Consider the following 23,915-nt stretch of genomic DNA (forward strand, 5'->3'; position numbering starts at 1 on the left):
TGGCTCCTGTAAGTTCAGGCAAATCGCGGCCTGAATAGCTAAGTGTATTACGTCTGTTATTTACACTATCGGCAGAGATGAAGCCATCTTTAGCTGTTTATAGCGTTATAAGAATATTCCCATCCGGGCCGACTTTACCGCTGACAATCTGTCCCGAATTCATTCTGACTCTGACCAGCTGCGCGGCGGTCGCATTATTCATGGCGCGCCCCTCGCTGGCAACATTAAAACCGTCTCCGCTGGCAATAACGTTAACATTATCGCCTGCTTTTACTCGCCACGGCTGGCGCACCATCATCATCGTGAGCGGCTGGCCGGGAATAATGTCCCGCAGCGCGATGCCGTCAGCCACGTCGGCGGCATTAATAACCGCGCGTGCCGGTAACGTATCCAGACGGCCATGTACGACTTTTAAATCATCTGCGGTCAGCGCCGTGCCGCGTACCACCTGGCGGGCCGCCACCAGATAGTCACCCTCGACCTGAACCTGTACCTGCAGGTAACGACGGTTCTGATCGCAGTTAGCAGCCACGCTCATGTTGCCCCACATCCGGCTATTGCCCGGTAAAGAAAATTGTGGAGCCTCACAGGTGGGCCATTGCGTCTGTGGCGTTTTGACCACCACGCTCAGAGTATCGGCGCCCTGGCCGGTTTCTCCATAGCGCGCTTTAAAAAATTGATTGAGCTGGGCCGTTAAGTCGGCGGCGCTGGCGGACATTGTCGCCATCCCCAGTCCCAGCAGGAAGAAAGTCAAACCACGCATTTTTTTCATCCTCAATACAACATGGCAACAATTCTACTGACCCCCGCGCAAAGTCAAGGCGCAAATTAACGACGCTTTTTAGCGCTATTCCGCCGATCGGATTATTCCTGGTCCGCTTATTCTCTCCTCACTGAAATTCAACTTGCGGAGGAAGCATGCTCGACAAACTTGACGCGGCACTGCGGTTTAACACCGAAGCGCTAAACCTGCGTGCCCAGCGGCAGGAGATCCTGGCATCCAACATCGCTAACGCGGACACGCCGGGCTATCAGGCGCGCGATATCGATTTTGCCAGCCAGCTGAGCAAAGTGATGGAGCAGGGCCGGGCGCAGGGAACGGGCATGTCGCTGGCGACAACGTCATCACGCCATATCGCTGCACAGTCGGCGGAACCTTCATCAGCGGATCTGATGTACCGCGTGCCTTCCCAGCCTTCGCTGGATGGCAACACGGTGGATATGGACCGTGAACGTACCGAGTTCGCCGATAACAGCCTGAAGTACCAGACGGATTTGACCGTCATCAGCGGGCAGATCAAAAGCATGATGTCCGTACTACAGGGGCAATAATTTATGGCTTTACTGAATATTTTTAACATCGCCGGTTCGGCAATGGCCGCCCAGTCGCAGCGCCTGAACGTCAGCGCCAGTAACCTGGCCAACGCCGACAGCGTCACCGGCCCGGATGGTCAGCCTTATGTGGCAAAGCAGGTCGTCTTCCAGACCGACGCGCAGCCAGGCGAAGTAACCGGCGGCGTGCGTGTGTCGCAGGTCGTCGATGACCCAACGCCAGCAAAACTGGTTTACGAACCGGGTAATCCGATGGCAGACGCCAAAGGCTACGTAAAGATGCCAAACGTCGATGTGGTCGGGGAAACGGTTAATACCATGTCGGCCTCGCGCAGCTATCAGGCCAACGTTGAAGTACTGAATACCGTGAAACAAATGATGATGAAAACCCTGACCATGGGTCAATAAGGAACAGGCAGATGGGCATTACCGTTGGCGTTAATGAGTCACTTGATAACACAGCTATTACCTCGTCGTCGTCGACTACCGATACCTCGGCAGCCGACCTGCAAAGTAACTTCCTGACCCTGTTGGTCACGCAGTTGAAAAACCAGGACCCGACGAATCCGATGGACAACAGCCAGCTGACTACCCAGCTGGCGCAGATCAACACCCTGAGCGGTATTGAAAAACTGAACACCACGCTGGGATCGATTTCCGGCCAGATCAACAGCGGACAGTCTTTGCAGGCTTCCACGCTGATTGGTCACGGCGTGATGGTCGATGGCTCGCAGGTGCTGGTTGGCAGCAGCCAGACTACGCCGTTCGGCCTTAGCCTGACGCAGGCCTCCACGGCGACTACGGCAACTATTTCTGATTCGTCCGGCAAAGTGGTGCAAACCATCAACCTGGGCGCGCTGAGTGCCGGTGTCCATACCTTCTCATGGGATGGTTCACAGGCTGATGGCACCACGGCAACAGACGGTAAATACAGCGTGGCTATCAGCGCCAGCAACGCCAGCGGCCAGCTGGTCGCGCAGCCGCTGAACTATGCATTGGTTAATGGGGTTACTAACGACACCAGCGGTGCCGTTCTGGACCTCGGCACGATGGGTACGACCACCGTCGCGAATGTTCGTCAGATTATTTAACTTAACCCCAATTCAGGAATACACAGATGGCATTTTCTCAGGCAGTCAGTGGCTTAAACGCCGCCTCCAGCAACCTTGACGTTATCGGCAACAACATCGCTAACTCCGCAACGGTGGGTTTTAAATCCGCTACCGTTTCCTTCGCCGATATGTTCGCGGATTCTAAAGTGGGCCTGGGCGTAAAAGTGGCTGCGGTAACGCAGGACTTTAACGACGGTACCACCACTTCCACCAGCCGTGGCCTGGACGTGGCGATCAGCCAGTCTGGTTTCTTCCGTATGACCGACAGCAGCGGCGCGGTGTCCTATACCCGTAACGGCCAGTTTACCCTGGACGCCAACCGCAACATCGTCAACGCCAACGGCCTGCAGCTGACCGGCTATCCGGCAACCGGTACGCCACCAACCGTGCAGACCGGTGCTAACCCGGTTGCGCTGAGCATCCCAACAACGGCGATGGCGGCTAAATCGACCTCTACCGCAGCGCTGGTGGCGAACCTGAACTCTACCGACAGCGTGCCGACTACCACGCCGCTGGATATTAACAATACGGCTTCTTACAACAGCAAAGCGTCAATGACCACCTATGACTCGCTGGGTAACGAGCACAACCTGAACCTTTACTTCACCAAGACCGGCGACAACGCCTGGACCGTGAACGTGAAGGATGGCAGTGCAGCGGATCCAACGGCGGACGTGGGCACCTTTAACATGACCTTTAACACCAGCGGTCAGCTGACCTCCACGGCAACCCAGTCGGTATCGCTGGCGGGCCTGAACGGTTCAGCCGCGACGACTTTCTCGCTGGATATGACCGGCAGCCAGCAGCAGAACACCGGCACCACAACGTTTGGTAACCCAACGCAGGATGGCTACAAGCCGGGCGACCTGACCAGCTACCAGATTAACAACGACGGCACCGTAGTCGGCAACTACTCCAACGAGAAAAGCCAGACTCTGGGGCAGATCGCGCTGGCTAACTTTGCTAACCCGGAAGGCCTGAAGTCTGAAGGTAACAACGTCTGGTCTGCAACCGCGTCTTCTGGTCAGGCACTGATTGGTCTGGCAGGCACCGGTAACCTGGGCACCCTGACCGCAGGCGCGCTGGAATCTTCCAACGTTGACCTGAGTAAAGAGCTGGTAAACATGATCGTGGCACAGCGTAACTATCAGTCCAACGCCCAGACCATCAAAACTCAGGACCAGATCCTCAACACCCTGGTCAACCTGCGTTAATTCGGCTAACAGGGGAGTCCTATGGATCACGCGATATATACAGCAATGGGGGCGGCAAGCCAGACCCTCGAACAGCAGGCAGTCACGGCCAACAACCTGGCCAACGCCTCAACGCCGGGCTTCCGTGCGCAGCTTAACGCGCTGCGTGCCGTGCCGGTGCAGGGCCAGTCGCTGCCAACCCGTACGCTGGTCACGGCTTCAACGCCGGGGTCGGATATGACGCCAGGCGCGATGGACTATACCGGACGCTCGCTGGACGTTGCTGTTCGTCAGGATGGCTGGCTGGCGGTGCAGGCGGCAGATGGCTCTGAAGCCTACACCCGCAACGGCAACATGGAGTTAAACCCGGCCGGGCAGCTCACCATTCAGGGCAAGCTGGTCATGGGCGACGGTGGACCGATCGCCGTGCCGCAAGGGTCGGAAATCACCATTGCTGCTGACGGAACGATTACCGCGCTGAACCCGGGCGATCCGCCGAACGCCACTGTGCAGCTGGGACGGCTGAAGCTGGTGAAAGCCACCGGCTCGCAGGTGACTCGCGGTGACGACGGCCTGTTCCGTCCCACCGGTGGGGCACAGACATTGCAGAGCGACCCGACCATTCAGGTGATGCCTGGCGTGCTGGAAGGCAGCAACGTCAGCTCTACCCAGACCATGGTCGATATGATCGCTAACTCACGCCGCTTCGAGATGCAGATGAAAGTTATCTCCAGCGTCGATGAAAATGAACAACGCGCTAACCAGCTGCTGTCAATGAGCTAAGTGCAGAGGAATACAACATGATTAACTCTTTATGGATTGCCAAAACCGGTCTTGACGCTCAGCAAACCAATATGGACGTCATTTCGAACAACCTGGCAAACGTTAGCACCAACGGCTTTAAACGCCAGCGTGCCGTGTTTGAAGACCTGATGTACCAGACCATTCGTCAGCCTGGCGCGCAGTCTTCTGAGCAGACGACACTGCCTTCCGGTATGCAGATGGGTACAGGTACGCGTCCGGTAGCGACAGAACGTCTGCACACCCAGGGTAACCTGAACAAAACCGACTCATCGAAAGATGTGGCGATCAGCGGTCAGGGCTATTTCCAGGTGCAGATGCCGGACGGCACGCTGGCCTATACCCGCGACGGTTCTTTCCAGACTGACCAGAACGGCCAGCTGGTGACCAACGCCGGTTTCCCGGTGCAGCCTGCGATTACTATCCCGGCTAACGCACTGAGCATGACTATCGGCCGTGACGGCGTGGTCAGCGTAACGGTGCAGGGCCAGACTCAGCCGACGCAGGTTGGTCAGCTGACGCTGAGCACCTTTATTAACGATGCCGGTCTGGAAAGCAAAGGTGAAAACCTTTACCAGGAAACGCAGGCATCCGGTGCGCCAACGGACAGCACGCCAGGCAACAACGGCGCGGGCCTGCTCTATCAGGGCTATGTCGAAACCTCCAACGTTAACGTTGCCGAGGAACTGGTAAGCATGATTCAGACGCAGCGCGCCTATGAGATCAACAGTAAGGCAATCAGCACATCCGATCAGATGCTGGCCAAGCTGACTCAGCTGTAAGTAAAACAGCAGTAACGGCCGGGTTCGCCCGGCTCTGATAAAAGTTTTCATTCATTATTAAAGGTTAATTCCATGGCGAAGCAAATCTCAATGCCTGGACGCTTGTTGGTAGCCTTAGCGCTGCTGACGCTTAACGGTTGTGCTTTAGTTCCACGTAAGCCTCTGGTGGAAGGTTCGACAACGGCCCAGCCGCTGCCTGCTTCGCCACCGGTTGTTAACGGTTCCATTTTTCAGGGCGTGATGCCAATGAACTACGGCTACCAGCCGCTGTTCGAGGATCGTCGTCCACGTAATATTGGCGATACGCTGACCATTACCCTGCAGGAAAACGTCAGTGCCAGTAAGAGTTCCACCGCGTCTGCGGGACGCGACGGCAGTGCCACTGTGGGCCTGACCGCCGTACCAAGCGCGTTGACCGGCCTGCTGGGCGGCGACAAAGCTACGCTGGATGGCAGCGGCAAGAATACTTTTGCAGGTAAAGGCGGCGCTACGGCGAACAACACCTTTACCGGCACCATCACCGTGACCGTGAACCAGGTTCTGCCGAACGGCAACCTGAAAGTGGTCGGTGAGAAACAGATTGAGATTAACCAGGGCACGGAATTTATCCGCTTCTCGGGCGTGGTCAACCCACGCACCATCAGCGGCAGCAACAGCGTAATTTCGACCCAGGTGGCGGATGCCCGCATTGAGTACGTCGGCAACGGCTATATCAATGAGGCACAGACGATGGGCTGGCTGCAACGGTTCTTCCTGAACCTGTCACCATTCTAAGAGGTTAAAATGCGTAAGATTATTCGATTCACCCTGCTGCTGCTGACCGCTATCAGCGCCTTCGCCCACGCCGATCGCATTCGCGATTTGACCACGGTTGGCGGCGTACGCGATAACTCGCTGATCGGTTACGGTCTGGTGGTTGGCCTGGACGGGTCTGGTGACCAGACCACCCAGACGCCGTTTACCACGCAGAGTTTGAACAACATGTTGTCGCAGCTGGGTATTACTGTCCCAAGCGGCACCAACATGCAGCTGAAAAACGTGGCGGCGGTGATGGTCACCGCCAAGCTGCCAGCGTTCGGCCGCCAGGGGCAGGTGATTGACGTGGTGGTTTCCTCAATGGGTAACGCGAAGAGCCTGCGCGGCGGTACGCTGCTGATGACGCCGCTGAAAGGCGTCGACAATCAGGTTTACGCCCTGGCTCAGGGTAACATTCTGGTCGGCGGTGCGGGTGCTTCAGCAGGCGGCAGCAGCGTGACGGTAAACCAGGTTAACGGTGGTCGCATCACCGGCGGAGCCACCATTGAACGCGAGCTGTCGAATAACTTCGGCACCTCTAACGTCATTAACCTGTTCCTGAATGAAGAAGACTTCAGCATGGCGCAGCGCATCGCTGATGCGATCAACGGTCGCTACGGCTCAGCCCAGGCGCTGGATGGCCGTACCGTGCAGGTACAGGTTTCTGCCAACGGCACTTCCCAGGTTCGCCTGCTGGCCGATATCCAGAATATCGATGTGTCGGTGCCGATTCAGGACGCGAAAGTGATTATCAACTCGCGTACCGGCTCGGTAGTCATGAACCGCGAAGTGATGCTCAGTTCCTGCGCTATCGCTCAGGGCAATCTGTCGGTCACGGTTAACCAGCAGCAGAACGTTAGCCAGCCGAACACGCCGTTTGCGGGCGGCCAGACGGCAGTGACGCCGCAAACGCAGATCGATTTACGTCAGAGCGGTGGCGCACTGCAAAGCGTTAACGCCAGCGCCAATCTGAACAGCGTGGTTCGCGCACTGAACGCACTGGGCGCTACGCCAATCGACTTAATGTCTATCCTGCAGTCAATGCAGAGCGCGGGCTGTCTGCACGCCAAACTGGAAATTATCTGATGAGCGATACCCAGTCTCTGATGGGAGCCGCGTATGACAGCGGCGCCCTGAACACCCTGAAACGTCAGGCCAGCAGCGACCCGAAAGCGCATGCGCGGGAAGTTGCAAAGCAGGTAGAAGGGATGTTTGTACAAATGATGTTGAAAAGCATGCGTCAGGCGCTGCCGCAGGATGGCCTGCTGAGCACTGAACAGACGCGTCTTTATACGTCCATGTACGATCAGCAGATTGGGCAGCAGATCGCCTCTAAAGGACTGGGCCTGGCCGACATGATGGTCAAGCAAATGGAGCAGGCGCAGTCGCCCGATGAAAAAGCGGGCACCGTGCCGATGATGCTGGACAAAGACTTTATCAACACGCTGCCGCCGCTGGCGATGGAACAGATTGTGCGTAAGGCCGTACCGCGCTTACCAGCACCTGCGGACACGCCGCTCAGCGGCGACAGCAGCGACTTTATCGCCAAACTGTCACAGCCGGCCATCGAGGCCAGCGCCGGTACCGGTATTCCTCATCACCTGATCCTGGCGCAGGCCGCGCTGGAGTCTGGCTGGGGACAGCGCCAGATCATGACCGCTGAAGGCAAGCCGAGCTACAACCTTTTTGGTATCAAAGCGACGGGCAGCTGGCAGGGCAAAACCACGGAAATCACCACCACCGAATATGAGCACGGCGAAGCGAAAAAGGTAAAAGCCAAATTCCGCGTTTACGACTCTTATTTCGATGCGCTGAACGACTACGTAAAACTGATTGCCAATAACCCGCGCTATCAGGCGGTTACCACGGCGGCGACGCCGGAGCAGGGCGCGAAAGCGTTGCAGGCCGCAGGCTACGCAACCGATCCAAAATATGCGCAGAAGCTGGTGGGAATGATCCAGCAATTCAAAAATATGGGCGAAAAGGTCGTGAAGGCTTACACCCAGGATCTGGGCGATTTGTTCTGATTTCTCGCTCAAGTTTGCGTTAATTTTGCCGATAACTTTGTAAAGCCGGATTTGCGTTAACGCAGGCCGGTAACCGATTGTACTGCCGGGCCGTGCTGAGCCAGGGTGATAAGGAACCGACATGTCTAACTTAATTAATACCGCTATGACCGGTATCAACGCCGCTTCGGCCGCGTTGAGCACCACCAGTAACAACATTAGCAATTACAGCGTTGCCGGCTATTCACGTCAGACAACGGTTCTGGCTCAGGCAAGCAGTACGCTGAACGGTACGCAGTATTATGGTAACGGCGTTTCGGTTGCCAGCGTCAACCGCGAGTACGATGCGTTTATTACTAACCAGTTGCGCAGCGCCAGCACCCAGTCCAGCGCGTTGACCACGCAGTATAGCCAGATGTCGAACATTGACGATATGTTCTCCGGCACTACCAATACGCTGTCGACCACCGTGCAGGATTTTTTCTCTTCCCTGCAAACGCTGGTCAGTAACGCTTCTGACTCCTCGTCGCGTCAGGCAGTATTGGGCAAGGCAGATGGCCTGGTAAACCAGTTCAAAGTGACCGATACCTATCTGCGTAACGCGGACAGCAGCCTGAGCACCTCGATCACTTCCAGCGTCGACCAGATCAACGGCTACGCCAAACAGATCGCCAATATCAACCAGCAGATCACCAAGCTGAAAGGCGCGGGCGCGGGTAACTCCCCTAACGATCTGCTGGATCAGCGCGACCAGTTGGTCAGCGATCTGAACAATATTGTCGGCGTGACCGTCAGTCAGCAGGATGGCGGCAGCTACAACATCAGCATCGGCAACGGTATTTCGCTGGTGCAGGGCGACAGCTATAACAAACTGGCCTCTGTCTCTTCCAGCGCCGATCCAACACGTAAAGTAGTGGCGACCGTGGACTCCACCAGCGGTAAAACCACTGAAATTCCCGATAGCCAGATTACAACCGGCTCGCTGGGCGGTCTGCTCGCTTTCCGTAGCGATCTGGATACAACCCGTAACCAGCTTGGCCAGATGGCGATGGCGCTGGGCGACAGCTTCAACACCCAGCACGAAGCGGGCTATGACAGCAATGGCGATGCGGGCGAAGCTTTCTTTAACCTTGGTGGCCCGTCCGTCACGGCAAATACAAAGAATACCAGTACGGCTTCCGTCTCTGCGGCGTGGACAGATACCAGCAGCGTAAAGGCCTCAGATTATACGGTGAGCTACGACGGCACCAACTGGAACGTCAAGCGCCAGTCCGACAATGCCAGCGTGACCGCCACGGCGGGAACGGACAGCAGCGGTAACCCAACGCTCAGTTTCGATGGCTTACAGCTGACGGTCAGCGGCACGCCTGCGGCGAAAGACAGCTTCCTGGTCAAGCCGGTAGCCAACACCATCGCTAATATGAGCGTGAACATTACCGACGAAGCTAAAGTCGCCGCTGCCGATGCCGATAATGGAGTTAGCAACAACAACAACGCGCAGTCGCTGCTGAATTTGCAGACCAAAGGTGTCATTAGCGGCGGCAGCACGATTACGCAGGGTTATGCCAGCATGGTTGCCACGATTGGCAACAAAACCAGCAATCTGGAAACGACCAGCACCACCCAGACGAACGTGGTAACGCAGCTGACCAACCAGCAGCAGTCCGTTTCCGGCGTCAACCTGGATGAAGAGTATGGCAACCTGACGCGCTACCAGCAGTATTACACGGCGAACGCGCAGATTTTGCAGACTGCCCAAACCATTTTTAACGCGCTGATTGGCGCCGTAAGCTGATTCCTCAGAAGGATAAAATCATGCGCTTAAGTACCACAATGATTTATGACCAGCAGATGCGCGGCATTTCTGATTCGCAGGCCAGCTGGCTGAAGTCAGGTCAACAGTTATCAACCGGCAAACGCGTGGTCAATCCATCGGATGACCCGGTCGCGGCGGCTCAGGCAGTTGTGCTTTCTCAGGCTCAGGCGCAAACCAGCCAGTACAAAACGGCCCGTAACTTCGCTACCAGTAATCTGTCACAGGAAGATACCAACCTGTCTCAGGTAACTAACGTGATTACCCAGGCACAGACGGCGGTTGTTGCGGCGTCAACCGGTACGCTGTCGGACGAAGACCGCTCGACTTATGCGACTACGCTGACCAGCCTGCGCGATCAGCTGATGAACCTGGCGAACTCGACGGATGGTAATGGCCGCTATATGTTCGCTGGCTATAAGTCGGATACCGCGCCTTTCACCCAGGACGCCAGCGGCAACGTGACCTATAACGGCGGCGATACGGCAATCAGCCAGAAAGTGGATGACAGCCGTACTATGGTGACCAACCATACCGGCAGCCAGGTGTTTACCAGCCTGACCAGCAATGCCACGCCAGAGCCGGACGGCAGCGCCAGCGAAGCCAATATTTTTACCACGCTGAATACGGCGATTAACGCGCTGAAGCAGCCGCTGGCAGATGCCGACGGAACCACTAAAGACGCGGCGGCGGCGGATATGGCGAAGGCCAACCGCGGTCTCCGTAACTCGATGAACAACGTACTGAAAGTGCAGTCTGAAGTGGGTACCCAGCTCAGCGAGCTGGATAATATTGAATCTAAAGCTGACGATACCACGCTAAACCAGTCAACCCAGATGAGTAACCTGGTTGATGCGGACTATACCAGTACGATTTCGTCCTACACCATGAAGCAGGCGGCGCTGCAGGCTTCTTATAAGGTGTTCAGCTCAATGTCACAGATGTCACTGTTTAAAATTAATTCTTAGGTTTACCCATTTTGGACGCGCTTAAACCGGGTTCGTCCACCTTTTTCCCGTCTTCAGATTAACCTCCTGACGACGGGATTTTTTTTGCCAGTAATAAACCCCCCTGTTCAAACTGATGCAGCAGCCCGGTAAAAACGGGGCGAGCAACTTTCGCCATCTTCTCGCGCTATGCAGCATTTTCAAACTAATCTTCTGCCATAAAACTAAGTATGAAAATACAAGGCCACAGCCAAACGAAAGGTTTTCACTGGCCGGTAATGCTGGCCCATTGTCACCTTGCTGACAGGTAGCCCAAAAAAAAAGCCTCGGTTATCTCGCTGACAGGCGGCTAAAAAAAATCTCGGTCTCTTCGCTGGGAGGCAGCTAAAAAAGCCTCGGTTATCTCGCTGGCAGGTAGCTAAATAAGCCTCGGTCACCTTGCTGGCAGGTAGCCATAAAAGCCCCGATTATCTCGCTGGCAGGTAGCCAAAAAAGCCTCGGCTACCTCGCTAGCAGGTAGCTAAAAGAGCCTCGGTCACCTCGCTAACAGGTAGCCAAAAAAGCCTCGGTTATCTCGCTGGCAGGTAGCCAAAAAGCCTCGGTCACCTTGCTGGCAGGTAGCTAAAAAAGCCTCGGTCACCTCGCTGGCAGGTAGCCAAAAAAAAGCCCCGGTCAGTGACCAGGGCTTTTTATCAGCGGGAACTGCTACGGGCGCGTAGCCGGTGCAGTTGCCTGATGCGTTGCAGCGTGACCGCCCGCAGAACCTTTGCCTTCAAAGTTAAAAGCAGGACGAACCCAGTCGCTGTGACGGGCCGGCTCTTGCTGATAAACCGGCGCTGGCGCTTTGGTCATCGGTGCCGTAGCGTGATGCTTGAACGCTGGAGCCGCGGTTTCCGACTGCGCTTTTACCACGCTTTCCGCTGGCGCCGGTGCCTGCTGCACAGGCGCAGCATCGACCGGTGCCTGTGGCTTAGCTGGCGCAGCGGAAGCAAACGATCCGCGCGCAGCTTCAGGCTGAGCAGGTGACTCAGGCGCTGCAGTTGCAGACTGAGCCGGTGCTGCAGGCGTCGCTTCGTGCTGAACCGGTGCCGCAGGCGCGGTCGCTTCAGCCTGAGTCGCTGCTGCAGGCGCCGCTTCATGCTGAGCCGGTGCCTCAGGCGCGGTAGCTTCTGACTGAGCTGCTGCATGCTGTGCAGCAGGAGTAGTCGCTTCAGCCTGAGCCGCTGCTACAGGTGCCGCTTCTTGCTGAGCCGGTACCGCAGGCGTAGTTGCTTCAGTCTGAGCTGCTACAGGTGCCGCTTCTTGCTGAGCAGATGCTGCTGGTACGCTAGCTTCAGGCTGGGCAGAGGCTACTGGCGCAGGCGAGGCCGCAGGTGCAGAAGCATACGTCTGTGCTGCCGCAGCAACAGGTTCGTCGCGGGCGGGCACTGGTGCATGAGGCTCGGTAGTAGTAACAGGTTCTTCCGTTACTTCCGGCGCGTTCAGCACTTCTTCAACCTGACGTGCAGTTTCTGCATTAACATCCGTTGCAGAAGTTACGGCTGGCGTCTGCGCAACCGGCGCTTCTTCAGCCACGCCCTGCGTGCGGATGTCGGCCTGGCCCTGGTCGGCCGGGAAAGCCTGCTGTGCAACAGCTTCAGCCGCTTTTTCGTCAGCGCCCGAAATAACCGCAGGCTCTTCGTTCACCGGAGCGTCGATAGCGGCGGTGCTGTCAGCGATGACCGGTGCTGCAAAAGCCGCGTTCTCAGCAACGGTAGCTGGCTCCTGTTGTGGCTCGGCGATGTGCACCGGCTGCGCTTCGTCCTGCACTTCCTGTGACAGCGTTTCAGCGAGGGCGTCTTCATGACCGTAATCCGGCACGACAGACTGCTCGATTTCATTGTCGTCGGAAACGTGCGCTACCGGATAAGAGACCCATACCTTACCTGAAGCCATCTCCGGAGAAGCGGCAGCAAAGGTTAGCGGCATCGGTGACTGATTTGGATAACGCTCGTCACGATAGCGACGACGGCGCTGGCCGCTGACGCGCAGATGGCGTGGCGAACGGCGTGAACGACGCGGCATGCTGTTGCTGTCGCGATCTTCATCTTCCGCTTCGGTAACATCTGACGCGTTAGTCAGAGCTGGCTGCTCTTCAGCGGAATCCGGCTCGGCTGGCGCGAAAGAGCGGGCGGCGGTTTGCTCGGCCGTTTCAATACGCACTTTTTGATTGAGCTGGCGCGGCTTACGACGCGGCATAACCTGCACCGTCTCTTCGCTTTGCTCGGTTGCGGCTTCCGCTTCCATTACCGGTGCGGTTTCAGCAACTTTCTCTTCCTGCGCGGCCAGGCGTTTTTCTTCCTGGCGACGTTTACGTTCAGCACGCTGTTCGCGACGCTGCTGTTGCTGCTCTTCGCGCTGCTGGTTACGCACTTCTTCGCTGACTGGCGCATCTGCCTGTGGCGCAGCAACGTTACGCTTGTTGCGACGATTATCTTCACGCGCTTCCGCGTTTGGATCGATGTCGCGTACCATGCGCTCGTTACGGTTAGAGTTGCGGTCGTTACGGTTGTTGTTGCGATCGTTAGTGCGTTCGCCATTGCGATCGTTATTACGCTCGTTACGTTCGCCGTTGCGATCGTTGTTGCGTTCGCTACGGTCACCATAACGCTCGCTGTTGTTACGATCGCGGCGGTTATTCTGGCGACGGTTGTTGCGGCGTTCGCTGCGCGGTGGCGCGGCTTCCGGCGCTTTTTCTTCTTCCACTACTGCTTCAGGCTGCGGCTGCTCAACAGGTTTTTCCTCACCCGCGAACATTTTCTTCAGGCCACGAAGGAAGCGACCAACCAGACCAGGCTCATTGCCAGGTGCGGCAACAGCGGCAGGCTGAGGAGCAGCCACCGGCTCGGCTGGCGCAGCAGCTGGCGCTTCCTGAGGTGCAGGTGGCGCATCCGGCATAACAAACGCTGCCAGGGCAGGTTGTTCAGGACGCTTACGCTCGGCGTGCTCTTCTTCAGAAGGCAGCGCCATTTCCGCTTCATGCAGCTTCGGCAGGTGATAGCTCAGGGTCTGCGTCTCTTCGCCACTGCGCACGCGCAGCACGGAGTAGTGTGGCGTTTCCATCTGATCGTTTGGCACGATAATGGCACGCACGCCGCCCTGACGCTTCTCAATAGCGCTCACCGCTTCACGTTTTTCGTTCAGCAGGTAAGAAGCAATCTGAACCGGAACAATGGCGTGGACTTCTTTAGTGTTTTCTTTCAGCGCTTCTTCTTCAATCAGGCGCAGAATGGAGAGCGACAGCGATTCGTTATCGCGAATGGTGCCGGTACCGCTACAGCGAGGACAAACGTGATGGCTTGACTCACCCAGCGATGGGCTAAGGCGCTGACGAGACATCTCCAGCAGGCCGAAGCGTGAAATATGGCTGATTTGAATACGGGCACGATCCTGACGCACCGCTTCGCGCAGGCGGTTTTCTACCGCGCGCTGGTGGCGAACCGGCGTCATATCGATAAAGTCGATAACGATCAGGCCGCCCAGATCGCGCAGGCGCAGCTGGCGGGCGATTTCGTCTGCCGCTTCCAGGTTAGTATTAAATGCCGTTTCTTCGATGTCGCCACCGCGGGTAGCGCGAGCGGAGTTGATATCAATCGCGGTCAGCGCTTCGGTGCTGTCGATAACGATAGAGCCGCCGGACGGCAGGCGCACTTCACGCTGGAAGGCCGACTCGATTTGCGACTCGATCTGATAGTGGCTGAACAGCGGGATTTCACCGGTGTAGAGCTTAATTTTGCTGCTAAAATCCGGACGGCCCAGCGCGGCGATATGCTGGCGAGCCAGCTCCAGCACTTTCGGGTTATCAATCAGGATTTCGCCGATGTCCTGGCGCAGATAGTCGCGGAACGCGCGAACGATGACGTTGCTTTCCTGATGGATTAGAAAGGGAGCAGGGCGGCTGTCGGCGGCTTTTTTGATGGCTTCCCAGTGCTTCATCCGGAAGCTCAGATCCCACTGCAGCGCCTCGGCAGACTTGCCAACGCCGGCGGTGCGAACGATAAGACCCATGCCTTCCGGCAGCTCCAGCGCGGAAAGCGCCTCTTTCAGCTCGGTGCGGTCATCGCCTTCAATACGACGTGAAATACCGCCAGCGCGCGGGTTATTTGGCATCAGTACCAGATAGCTACCGGCCAGGCTAATAAAGGTGGTTAACGCCGCGCCTTTATTACCGCGCTCTTCTTTATCGATCTGAACAATGACTTCCTGGCCTTCACGCAGCACGTCTTTAATATTTGGGCGGCCGTGAGAAGAATAGTTAGCAGGAAAGTTTTCGCGGGAGATTTCTTTCAGAGGGAGAAAACCGTGTCTTTCAGCGCCGTAATCAACAAAGGCGGCTTCCAGACTTGGCTCAATGCGGGTAATTTTACCTTTATAGATGTTCGCTTTTTTCTGTTCGTGTCCGGGGCTTTCAATATCCAGATCGTACAGGCGTTGTCCATCCACGAGGGCAACACGCAACTCCTCCTGTTGAGTTGCGTTGATCAACATTCTTTTCATCGTAACTTACTCATTATTCTTACATTAGTGACAAAGCTACGGGCAATAGTAACGCTGGACGCTTCTGACCGATGGCCCCGTGTCTCATCGCAAAGCCGTCAACCTCCCGGTTATCGGCGGCTCAAGGGGCGCAAAATCTCGGTAGCCTGTTTTTCATCTGGAAAACAGCGCATTTATTAAAGAAGGGAAACCGCCAGAACTAACCAGAGTGAACCCATCCCGTCTTGTCGTCCAGGCTGCAACCCGCAGCCCGCTAAATGCCTGATTGCACAATACGTCTTACGCCATTGCTGCGTGTATGGGCTATCCGGCAAAATCTCTTATAACGCTTTTTTCTCGTTTCACAAGGATTAACCAGGAAAACGGAATCATTATTCCATCGCTAAGCTTGTGATAGCAAGGTGACTTTTCCCGCTCTGCGAAGTTTATTCCAGCAATTCAGACGATTTGCAGCGCTTTTCAGCAAATTGCCTAAAAAACAGTCTTAAACTCTGGCAGGATAAGGTCACTGTCAGTTAAGCACAGAAAAAGAAGTGGCGCTATCCTGGCGCTCTATTTAGAATCGCGAACCATGAAAACCAATACTCCTGCAGTACAAATGGTGACGATTTCCGCTGATGAAGCGGGACAGCGCATCGACAATTTTTTACGCACGCAGCTTAAAGGCGTGCCAAAAAGCATGATTTATCGCATTTTGCGCAAGGGCGAGGTGCGCGTTAATAAAGGTCGAATTAAGCCAGAATATAAGCTGGAAGCGGGGGATGAAGTGCGCATTCCTCCGGTACGCGTTGCCGAGCGGGAAGAAGCCGCGGTTTCGCCAAAGCTGGACAAGGTTGCCGCGCTTGCTCACGCCATTATCTATGAAGACGATCATATTCTGGTGATGAACAAGCCATCAGGCACGGCCGTCCACGGTGGCAGCGGGCTGAGCTTCGGCGTGATTGAAGGGCTGCGCGCGCTGCGTCCTGAGGCGCGCTTTCTGGAGCTGGTGCACCGCCTCGATCGCGATACCTCAGGCATTCTGCTGGTGGCCAAAAAGCGTTCCGCGCTGCGCTCGCTGCACGAGCAGCTACGTGAAAAAGGCATGCAAAAAGATTATCTGGCGCTGGTACGCGGTTCGTGGCCTTCCCATATCAAGGCCGTGCAGGCACCGCTGCTGAAAAATATTCTGCAAAGCGGCGAGCGTATAGTGCGCGTCAGCAGCGAAGGCAAGCCGTCGGAAACGCGTTTTAAAGTAGAAGAGCGCTACGCCAAAGCCACGCTGGTAAAAGCCAGTCCGATTACCGGGCGCACACATCAGATCCGTGTCCATACGCTGCATGCGGGTCATCCGATTGCCTTTGATGACCGCTACGGCGAGCGGGATTTCGACGCCCAGCTGGCAGGTACGGGACTCAAAAGGCTTTTTCTGCACGCGGCTGCGCTGAAGTTCACCCATCCTAATACCGGTGAAGTAATGCGGGTTGAAGCTCCACTGGATGATGAACTTAAACATTGCCTGGCGGTATTAAGGAAAACATCGCCGGATAAGTAACAGGCTGTATTGCAGGCTTTCTCAGATTAATCATTGTTTTTAAGCACGGCGGCTGACGTTCTCACGTCGAGAACGATTTGCGCATGGAAGCGCGGCTCTCACCACATCTCACTCCAGCGGATTCACGCCCGCCTCACGCAGCATCTCGCAAAGCGCTATCAGCGGCAGTCCCACCAGCGTATTAGGATCGCGGCCGGTTAACCGATCGAACAGCGTTATTCCCAGCCCTTCGCTTTTAAAGCTTCCCGCACAGTTAAGCGGCTGCTCTTTATCAACATAGTTAATGATTTCTTCTTCACTTAATAATCTGAAATCCACGCTAAAGGGTTCACAAATCACCTTCAGGTTATTATTTCGACTGTCAAAAAGTGCCAGCCCTGTATAAAAAATCACGCTGTGCCCGCTGGCCTGACGTAATTGCGCGCAGGCCTTCTCTTTAGTATGAGGTTTTCCGGTTATTTTACCGTCAATCACGCAAACCTGATCGGAGCCTATAATCAAATGGGCAGGGTAGTTAACGGCCAGCGCACGCGCTTTGGCAGCGGCGAGTCGCTGTACTAAATCTGTTGCCGATTCATTGGGTTGTGGTGTTTCATCCACGTCTGGCGCAGCAGTAATAAAGGGCATGCCTAGCTTCTCAAGCAGCACTTTTCTGAAAGGGGAAGTTGAAGCCAGAACCAGCTGTGTCATAATTTTTTCCGGAATAGATAGCGCAGGAGTGCAGGACATTTTAAACTATGCGCCGCACTGGATGCGAATAATGGGTGAAAGATGCTGTAAAACGGCCTTTTTCTTTGACTCTATCTCGTTACAAAGTTAATATGCGCGCCCTATGCAAAAGGTAAAATTACCCCTGACTCTCGATCCGGTTCGCACCGCTCAGAAGCGCCTGGATTACCAGGGCGTTTACACCCCTGAACAGGTGGAGCGTCTTGCCGAATCGGTAGTGAGTGTGGACAGTGATGTAGATTGTACGATGTCGTTCGCGATCGACAATCAGCGTTTAGCCGTGCTGAATGGCACTGCTGCGGTTTCCGTTACGCTGTCTTGTCAACGCTGCGGCCAGTCCTTTCCGCATGCCGTCCACGTAACGTATTGCTTCAGCCCGGTCGTCACTGACGAACAGGCAGAGGCACTGCCGGAAGCGTACGAGCCGGTCAACGTCAACGAGTTTGGCGAAATTGATCTGCTGGCGGTGGTAGAAGATGAACTCATCCTCGCCCTGCCTGTCGTTCCGGTGCATGATTCTGAACACTGTGAAGTGTCCGAGGCGGACATGGTCTTTGGCAAGTTGCCTGCAGAGGCGGAAAAACCAAACCCATTTGCCGTATTAGCCAGTTTAAAGCGTAAGTAATAGGAGTAAGGTCCATGGCCGTACAACAGAATAAACCAACCCGTTCCAAACGTGGCATGCGTCGTTCACACGATGCGCTGACCACTGCCACTCTTTCCGTAGATAAAGTTTCTGGCGAAACGCATCTGCGTCACCACATCACTGCGGATGGTTACTACCGCGGTCGCAAGGTCATCGTTAAGTAATTCACGGCCCAGCCGGCGATACTTTGACACGTTTGACCCTGGCGATTGATGCCATGGGCGGGGATTTCGGTCCCTGCGTGACAGTGCCTGCGGCAATGCAGGCACTGGCATCAGACGCGCAGCTGCACCTTCTTCTGGTCGGTCATCCCGACAAAATCACGTCATTACTCGCAAAAGCTGATTCCGCCCTGCGGGAACGTCTGCAGATTATTCCTGCCGAGTCGGTTATTGCCAGTGATGCCAGGCCTGCCCAGGCGATACGCCACAGCCGGGGTACCTCCATGCGCGTGGCGCTTGAGCTGGTGAAAGAGGGGCGGGCAGAAGCCTGCATTAGTGCCGGTAACACAGGTGCACTGATGGGGCTGGCTAAACTTGTGCTTGGGCCGTTAAACGGCATTGAGCGTCCGGCACTGATGACCGTGCTGCCTAACGTACAGGCAGGTAAAACGGTGGTGCTGGATTTAGGCGCTAACGTCGACGCAACCAGCGCCATGCTGGTGCAGTTCGCCGTTATGGGGGCGGTAATGGCAGAAGATATGCTGTCCGTTACGCGTCCTCGCGTGGCGCTGCTCAATATCGGTCAGGAAGAGACCAAAGGTTTAGACAGTATCCGGGACGCCGCAACTATTCTGCGAGAGTCGCCGGAAATTAACTATATTGGATACCTCGAAGGCAACGAACTTCTTACCGGCAAAACAGACGTCCTTGTGTGCGATGGTTTCATCGGCAACGTGACGTTAAAGACTATGGAAGGCGTGGTAAGAGTGTTTCTTTCGCTGTTGCAATCACAAGGCGAAGGTAAAAAAAGGGCCTGGTGGCTGTCGCTGTTAGGACGTTTTGTCAAAAAACGCCTGGCGAAGCGGTTCGGCCAGCTCGACCCTGACCAGTACAATGGCGCCTGCCTGTTGGGGCTACGCAAAACCGTGGTAAAAAGCCACGGCGCTGCCAGCCAGCACGCATTTGTTGCGGCAATAAAACAGGCAGAGCAGGCGGTGCGGCGGCAACTTCCCGAGCGGATTGCCGCCCGCCTTGAAACTGTATTACCTAAGAGTGACTGAGCGTACATGTATACGAAGATTATCGGTACGGGCAGCTATCTGCCCGAACAGGTGCGGACTAACGCCGATCTGGAAAAAATGGTGGATACCTCGGACGAGTGGATTGTCACACGAACCGGTATCCGTGAACGTCGTATTGCAGCAGCAGACGAAACCGTGGCCACGATGGGTTTCCACGCCGCGGAACGCGCACTGGAAATGGCGGGTATCGACAAAAACGATATTGGCCTGATTGTGGTGGCGACCACCTCTTCCAGCCACGCGTTTCCAAGCTCTGCCTGCATGATCCAGCAGATGCTGGATATTAACGATGCGGCTTCCTTCGATCTGGCTGCCGCCTGTGCTGGTTTCACCTACGCGCTGAGCGTGGCCGATCAGTACATTAAAAACGGCGCGGTAAAAAATGCGCTGGTGATCGGTGCTGACGCGCTGGCGCGCACGCTCGATCCTGAGGATCGCGGCACCATCATCCTGTTTGGCGATGGCGCAGGCGCGGTAGTATTAGGTGCGAGCGAAGAGCCAGGCATCATTTCTACCCATCTGCATGCAGATGGCCGCTATGGTCAGCTTCTCTCTCTCGCCAATCAGGATCGTGAGCACCAGGATCAGCCTTCGTATCTCAAAATGGCCGGTAACGAAGTGTTTAAAGTTGCGGTAACGGAGCTGGCGCACATCGTTGAAGAAACGCTGAAAGCCAATAACCTGGAGCGCGAAGCTATCGACTGGCTGGTGCCGCATCAGGCTAACCTGCGCATTATCAGCGCAACCGCGCGCAAGCTGGGCATGGAGATGGATAAAGTGGTGGTCACGCTCGACCGTCACGGCAACACCTCTGCCGCTTCCGTGCCGTCTGCACTGGACGAAGCGGTGCGCGACGGTCGGATTAAACCGGGCCAGCTGATTCTGCTGGAAGCCTTTGGTGGCGGGTTCACCTGGGGTTCGGCGCTGGTTCGTTTTTGATTAACAGGATAGAACAATGACGCAATTTGCAATGGTTTTCCCGGGACAGGGATCGCAGACGGTGGGCATGCTGGCCGAACTGGCCGCTGAAAATCCGCTGGTTGAACAAACTTTTGGCGAAGCTTCCGCCGCGCTGGGTTACGACCTGTGGGCGCTGGTGCAGAACGGTCCTGCTGAAGAACTGAACAAAACCTGGCAGACCCAGCCCGCTTTACTGGCTGCATCTGTTGCTATTTTCCGCGTTTGGCAGGAAAAAGGCGGATCTGCGCCAGCAATGCTGGCAGGACACAGCCTTGGCGAGTATAGTGCGCTGGTTTGCGCAGGCGTGATCGATTTTAAAGACGCCATTAAGCTGGTTGAACTGCGCGGCAAACTGATGCAGGAAGCGGTTCCGGAAGGAACGGGCGCCATGCAGGCGATTATCGGCCTGGACGACGCCTCTATCGCCAAAGCCTGTGAAGAAGCGGCGCAGGGCGAGGTTGTCTCGCCGGTGAACTTTAACTCACCGGGCCAGGTAGTGATTGCCGGAAATAAAGCGGCGGTGGAGCGTGCTGGTGCAGCCTGTAAGGCCGCCGGTGCCAAGCGTGCGCTGCCTTTACCGGTCAGCGTACCGTCTCACTGCGCGCTGATGAAGCCTGCGGCAGACAAGCTGGCCGTTGCGCTGGAACAGCTGACCTTCAACGCGCCGGCTATTCCGGTAGTGAACAACGTTGATGTGCGCTGCGAAACCTCGGCGGAAGCTATTCGTAGCGCGCTGGTTCGCCAGCTGTACAGCCCGGTTCGCTGGACCGAATGCGTAGAATTTATGGCGCAGCAGGGCGTAACGTCACTGCTGGAAGCCGGGCCGGGTAAAGTACTGACCGGGCTGACAAAGCGAATTGTAGACACCCTGACGGCGGCACCGGTGAACGACCCGGCCAGCCTGTCAGCGGCGATCGAGCAGTAAAAAGAGGATGAAGATGAACTTCGAAGGAAAAATTGCGCTGGTAACCGGCGCGAGCCGCGGCATTGGCCGTGCGATTGCAGAAAAACTGGTCGCGGGCGGCGCGAAAGTGATCGGTACGGCGACCAGCCAGAGCGGCGCAGAAGCTATCAGCGCTTACCTGGGCAGCAATGGCAAAGGCCTGCTGCTGAATGTGACCGATAGTGCTTCTATTGAAGAAGTGCTGGGAAATATTCGCGCGGAATTTGGCGAAGTAGACATTTTAGTCAATAATGCTGGCATCACGCGTGATAATCTTCTGATGCGTATGAAGGACGATGAGTGGCAGGATATCCTGGACACTAATCTTACTTCCGTATTCCGCCTGTCAAAAGCGGTAATGCGCGCTATGATGAAGAAACGCGTAGGCCGAATTATTACCATTGGCTCCGTTGTTGGAACAATGGGTAATGCGGGCCAGGCAAACTACGCAGCAGCAAAAGCGGGTTTGATCGGCTTCAGCAAGTCACTGGCGCGGGAAGTCGCGTCACGTGGTATTACCGTTAACGTTGTGGCTCCCGGTTTCATTGAAACCGACATGACGCGTGCGCTGACTGAAGAGCAGCGTGCGGGCATTCTGGCGGGAGTGCCGGCGGGTCGTCTTGGCGACGCGCAGGAAATCGCCAGTGCCGTTGCATTTTTAGCCTCTGACGAGGCGGCGTACATCACTGGTGAAACGCTGCACGTCAATGGCGGAATGTACATGGTCTGATAATCACGAAAAGTATTTGCGTTATTTGCGGTAAAACCCGCAAAATAGCGTAAATTCGTGGTTTGACCAGCCGGGATTTAGTTGCATCTTTTTCAACATTTTATACACTACGAAAACCATCGCGAAAGCGAGTTTTGATAGGAAATTTAATAGTATGAGCACTATCGAAGAACGCGTTAAGAAAATCATTGGCGAGCAGCTTGGCGTTAAGCAGGAAGAAGTTGTTAACACTGCCTCTTTTGTAGAAGATCTGGGCGCTGATTCTCTTGATACCGTTGAGCTGGTAATGGCTCTGGAAGAAGAGTTTGATACCGAGATTCCGGACGAAGAAGCTGAGAAAATCACTACCGTTCAGGCTGCTATTGATTACATCAATGGTCACCAGGGCTAAGTGAGCATCTCCAGGCGGTCACTCGACCGCCTGAGTTTTATCTGTACGTCCCACTGATTTCCCTATTTTCCCCTCCCTGGAGGACGAACGTGTCTAAGCGTCGTGTAGTTGTGACCGGTCTTGGCATGTTGTCTCCTGTCGGCAATACCGTAGAGTCTACCTGGAATGCTCTTGTTGCCGGTCAGAGTGGCATCAGCCCGATCGACCATTTTGAAGCTAGCGCCTACGCAACGCGTTTTGCTGGCTTAGTAAAGGATTTTAACTGCGAAGAATTTATCTCGCGCAAAGATCAGCGCAAGATGGATGCTTTCATTCAATATGGAGTTGTCGCTGGCATTCAGGCCATGCAGGATTCCGGTCTGGTCATTACTGACGAAAATGCTCACCGTATCGGTGCCGCAATCGGTTCCGGTATTGGCGGTCTTGGTTTGATTGAAGAAAACCATACGTCGCTGGTTAACGGTGGCCCACGTAAAATCAGTCCTTTCTTTGTGCCTTCCACCATTGTGAACATGATCGCCGGTCACCTGACGATTATGTACGGCATGAAAGGGCCGAGCATTGCCATTTCTACCGCCTGTACTACCGGCGTCCACAACATCGGTCAGGCAGCACGTATGATTGCCTATAACGATGCGGACGTAATGCTGGCCGGCGGCGCGGAAAAGGGCAGTACGCCACTGGGCATCGGCGGCTTCGGCGCGGCGCGTGCGCTTTCAACCCGTAACGACAATCCGCAGGCGGCAAGCCGTCCGTGGGATAAAGATCGCGATGGCTTCGTGCTGGGCGACGGTGCGGGAATCGTCCTGCTGGAAGAGTATGAGCACGCTAAAAAACGCGGCGCGAAAATCTACGCTGAACTGGTAGGTTTTGGCATGAGCAGCGATGCGTATCATATGACCTCACCGCCGGAAAACGGTGCGGGCGCGGCGCTGGCGATGGAAAATGCCCTGCGTGATGCGCAGCTGTCAGCAGAGCAAATTGGCTACATCAACGCACACGGCACCTCGACGCCAGCGGGCGACATTGCAGAAGCCCAGGCCGTAAAGTCGGTCTTTGGTGCGGCGGCATCCCGCGTGATGGTCAGCTCAACGAAATCCATGACCGGTCATCTGTTAGGCGCGGCAGGCGCGGTAGAATCTATCTACTCCATCCTTGCACTGCGCGACCAGGTCATTCCGCCAACCATCAATCTGGATAATCCGGATGAAGGTTGCGATCTGGATTTTGTGCCCCACACGGCGCGTCAGGTTAAAGGTCTGGAGTATGCTCTGTGCAACTCCTTCGGTTTCGGCGGCACCAACGGCTCGCTGATTTTCCGTAAAATTTAACGACCTGCTTTTATGACAGGCCCGCCGCGCGCGGGCTTTTTTGTTTTTATACCGGTATTACCCTTTTGGCGGCGACAGGTCGGGATAAGGC

Annotated in this window: 23 protein-coding genes; 20 read left to right on the top strand and 3 right to left on the bottom strand. The window is 55.7% G+C overall.

The features are described from left to right. Positions 1 to 97: 97 nt before the first annotated feature. Positions 98 to 763: a flagellar basal body P-ring formation chaperone FlgA gene (gene flgA / locus KUE00_RS05955; RefSeq protein WP_246758736.1), complete on the bottom strand. Its 666-nt coding sequence runs from the start codon at positions 761 to 763 to the stop codon at positions 98 to 100. A 155-nt stretch (positions 764 to 918) separates the two neighbouring features. Here flgA and flgB point away from each other — a divergent pair, with 155 nt between their 5' ends. From flgB to flgL, 11 genes are all read left to right on the top strand, one after another. Further along, a complete protein-coding gene (gene flgB, locus KUE00_RS05960; RefSeq protein ID WP_246758737.1) occupies positions 919 to 1,332 on the top strand; it encodes a flagellar basal body rod protein FlgB in 414 nt (137 codons plus the stop codon). Positions 1,333 to 1,335: 3 nt separating this feature from the next. Then, on the top strand, positions 1,336 to 1,740 hold the full coding sequence (flgC, locus tag KUE00_RS05965) for a flagellar basal body rod protein FlgC (protein WP_246758738.1): 405 nt from the start codon (positions 1,336 to 1,338) through the stop codon (positions 1,738 to 1,740). Positions 1,741 to 1,751: 11 nt separating this feature from the next. Further along, complete coding sequence (flgD, locus tag KUE00_RS05970; protein ID WP_246758740.1) at positions 1,752 to 2,423, top strand: flagellar hook assembly protein FlgD; 672 nt, start codon at positions 1,752 to 1,754, stop codon at positions 2,421 to 2,423. A gap of 26 nt (positions 2,424 to 2,449) precedes the next feature. Further along, positions 2,450 to 3,658 carry a flagellar hook protein FlgE gene (gene flgE / locus KUE00_RS05975; protein WP_246758741.1) on the top strand — a complete coding sequence of 403 codons (1,209 nt, stop codon included), beginning with the start codon at positions 2,450 to 2,452 and terminating at the stop codon, positions 3,656 to 3,658. 21 nt (positions 3,659 to 3,679) lie between these two features. Then, the gene (locus KUE00_RS05980; protein ID WP_246758742.1) at positions 3,680 to 4,420 is read left to right on the top strand and encodes a flagellar basal body rod protein FlgF; all 741 of its coding nucleotides are present in this window, start codon (positions 3,680 to 3,682) and stop codon (positions 4,418 to 4,420) included. A gap of 17 nt (positions 4,421 to 4,437) precedes the next feature. Beyond that, entirely contained in the window at positions 4,438 to 5,220 is a 783-nt protein-coding gene (flgG, locus tag KUE00_RS05985; RefSeq protein WP_246758743.1) for a flagellar basal-body rod protein FlgG, read from the top strand. Positions 5,221 to 5,292: 72 nt separating this feature from the next. After that, a complete protein-coding gene (locus KUE00_RS05990) occupies positions 5,293 to 5,994 on the top strand; it encodes a flagellar basal body L-ring protein FlgH (RefSeq protein ID WP_246758744.1) in 702 nt (233 codons plus the stop codon). 9 nt (positions 5,995 to 6,003) lie between these two features. Further along, positions 6,004 to 7,101: a flagellar basal body P-ring protein FlgI gene (locus KUE00_RS05995; protein WP_281434519.1), complete on the top strand. Its 1,098-nt coding sequence runs from the start codon at positions 6,004 to 6,006 to the stop codon at positions 7,099 to 7,101. Next, positions 7,101 to 8,042, top strand: a complete 942-nt coding sequence (flgJ, locus tag KUE00_RS06000) for a flagellar assembly peptidoglycan hydrolase FlgJ (RefSeq protein WP_246758746.1) — start codon at positions 7,101 to 7,103, stop codon at positions 8,040 to 8,042. Before KUE00_RS05995 ends, flgJ begins: the two co-directional genes overlap by 1 nt. A gap of 121 nt (positions 8,043 to 8,163) precedes the next feature. Beyond that, positions 8,164 to 9,816, top strand: coding sequence for a flagellar hook-associated protein FlgK (gene flgK / locus KUE00_RS06005; protein ID WP_246758747.1), 1,653 nt, complete (start codon positions 8,164 to 8,166; stop codon positions 9,814 to 9,816). A gap of 20 nt (positions 9,817 to 9,836) precedes the next feature. Next, the gene (gene flgL, locus KUE00_RS06010; RefSeq protein ID WP_246758748.1) at positions 9,837 to 10,802 is read left to right on the top strand and encodes a flagellar hook-associated protein FlgL; all 966 of its coding nucleotides are present in this window, start codon (positions 9,837 to 9,839) and stop codon (positions 10,800 to 10,802) included. A gap of 684 nt (positions 10,803 to 11,486) precedes the next feature. Here the strand turns inward: flgL and rne are convergent. Then, positions 11,487 to 15,317 (bottom strand): ribonuclease E, encoded by a 3,831-nt coding sequence (gene rne / locus KUE00_RS06015; protein ID WP_246758750.1) that lies wholly within the window; start codon positions 15,315 to 15,317, stop codon positions 11,487 to 11,489. A gap of 571 nt (positions 15,318 to 15,888) precedes the next feature. On the opposite strand from rne, the gene rluC reads away from it, so the two are divergent. After that, positions 15,889 to 16,851 (top strand): 23S rRNA pseudouridine(955/2504/2580) synthase RluC, encoded by a 963-nt coding sequence (gene rluC / locus KUE00_RS06020; RefSeq protein ID WP_246758751.1) that lies wholly within the window; start codon positions 15,889 to 15,891, stop codon positions 16,849 to 16,851. Positions 16,852 to 16,959: 108 nt separating this feature from the next. Here the strand turns inward: rluC and KUE00_RS06025 are convergent, their stop codons facing one another. Further along, positions 16,960 to 17,541 (bottom strand): Maf family protein, encoded by a 582-nt coding sequence (locus KUE00_RS06025; RefSeq protein ID WP_246758752.1) that lies wholly within the window; start codon positions 17,539 to 17,541, stop codon positions 16,960 to 16,962. A 142-nt stretch (positions 17,542 to 17,683) separates the two neighbouring features. On the opposite strand from KUE00_RS06025, the gene yceD reads away from it, so the two are divergent. From yceD to fabF, 8 genes are all read left to right on the top strand, one after another. Beyond that, a complete protein-coding gene (gene yceD, locus KUE00_RS06030; protein WP_246758753.1) occupies positions 17,684 to 18,205 on the top strand; it encodes a 23S rRNA accumulation protein YceD in 522 nt (173 codons plus the stop codon). Between the two features lie 14 nt (positions 18,206 to 18,219). Continuing rightward, positions 18,220 to 18,390 (top strand): 50S ribosomal protein L32, encoded by a 171-nt coding sequence (gene rpmF, locus KUE00_RS06035; protein WP_013025362.1) that lies wholly within the window; start codon positions 18,220 to 18,222, stop codon positions 18,388 to 18,390. A 23-nt stretch (positions 18,391 to 18,413) separates the two neighbouring features. After that, positions 18,414 to 19,448 carry a phosphate acyltransferase PlsX gene (plsX, locus tag KUE00_RS06040; RefSeq protein WP_246758754.1) on the top strand — a complete coding sequence of 345 codons (1,035 nt, stop codon included), beginning with the start codon at positions 18,414 to 18,416 and terminating at the stop codon, positions 19,446 to 19,448. Positions 19,449 to 19,454: 6 nt separating this feature from the next. Then, positions 19,455 to 20,408 carry a beta-ketoacyl-ACP synthase III gene (locus tag KUE00_RS06045; protein WP_246758756.1) on the top strand — a complete coding sequence of 318 codons (954 nt, stop codon included), beginning with the start codon at positions 19,455 to 19,457 and terminating at the stop codon, positions 20,406 to 20,408. A 16-nt stretch (positions 20,409 to 20,424) separates the two neighbouring features. Then, positions 20,425 to 21,354, top strand: coding sequence for an ACP S-malonyltransferase (gene fabD / locus KUE00_RS06050; RefSeq protein ID WP_246758757.1), 930 nt, complete (start codon positions 20,425 to 20,427; stop codon positions 21,352 to 21,354). A gap of 13 nt (positions 21,355 to 21,367) precedes the next feature. Beyond that, entirely contained in the window at positions 21,368 to 22,102 is a 735-nt protein-coding gene (gene fabG, locus KUE00_RS06055) for a 3-oxoacyl-ACP reductase FabG (RefSeq protein ID WP_246758758.1), read from the top strand. A gap of 154 nt (positions 22,103 to 22,256) precedes the next feature. Then, complete coding sequence (gene acpP, locus KUE00_RS06060) at positions 22,257 to 22,493, top strand: acyl carrier protein (protein WP_124233666.1); 237 nt, start codon at positions 22,257 to 22,259, stop codon at positions 22,491 to 22,493. 89 nt (positions 22,494 to 22,582) lie between these two features. Further along, positions 22,583 to 23,824 carry a beta-ketoacyl-ACP synthase II gene (gene fabF, locus KUE00_RS06065; RefSeq protein ID WP_246758759.1) on the top strand — a complete coding sequence of 414 codons (1,242 nt, stop codon included), beginning with the start codon at positions 22,583 to 22,585 and terminating at the stop codon, positions 23,822 to 23,824. Positions 23,825 to 23,915 lie beyond the last annotated feature (91 nt).

The sequence above is a fragment of the Erwinia phyllosphaerae genome, assembly GCF_019132875.1.
Taxonomy (GTDB): domain Bacteria; phylum Pseudomonadota; class Gammaproteobacteria; order Enterobacterales; family Enterobacteriaceae; genus Erwinia; species Erwinia phyllosphaerae.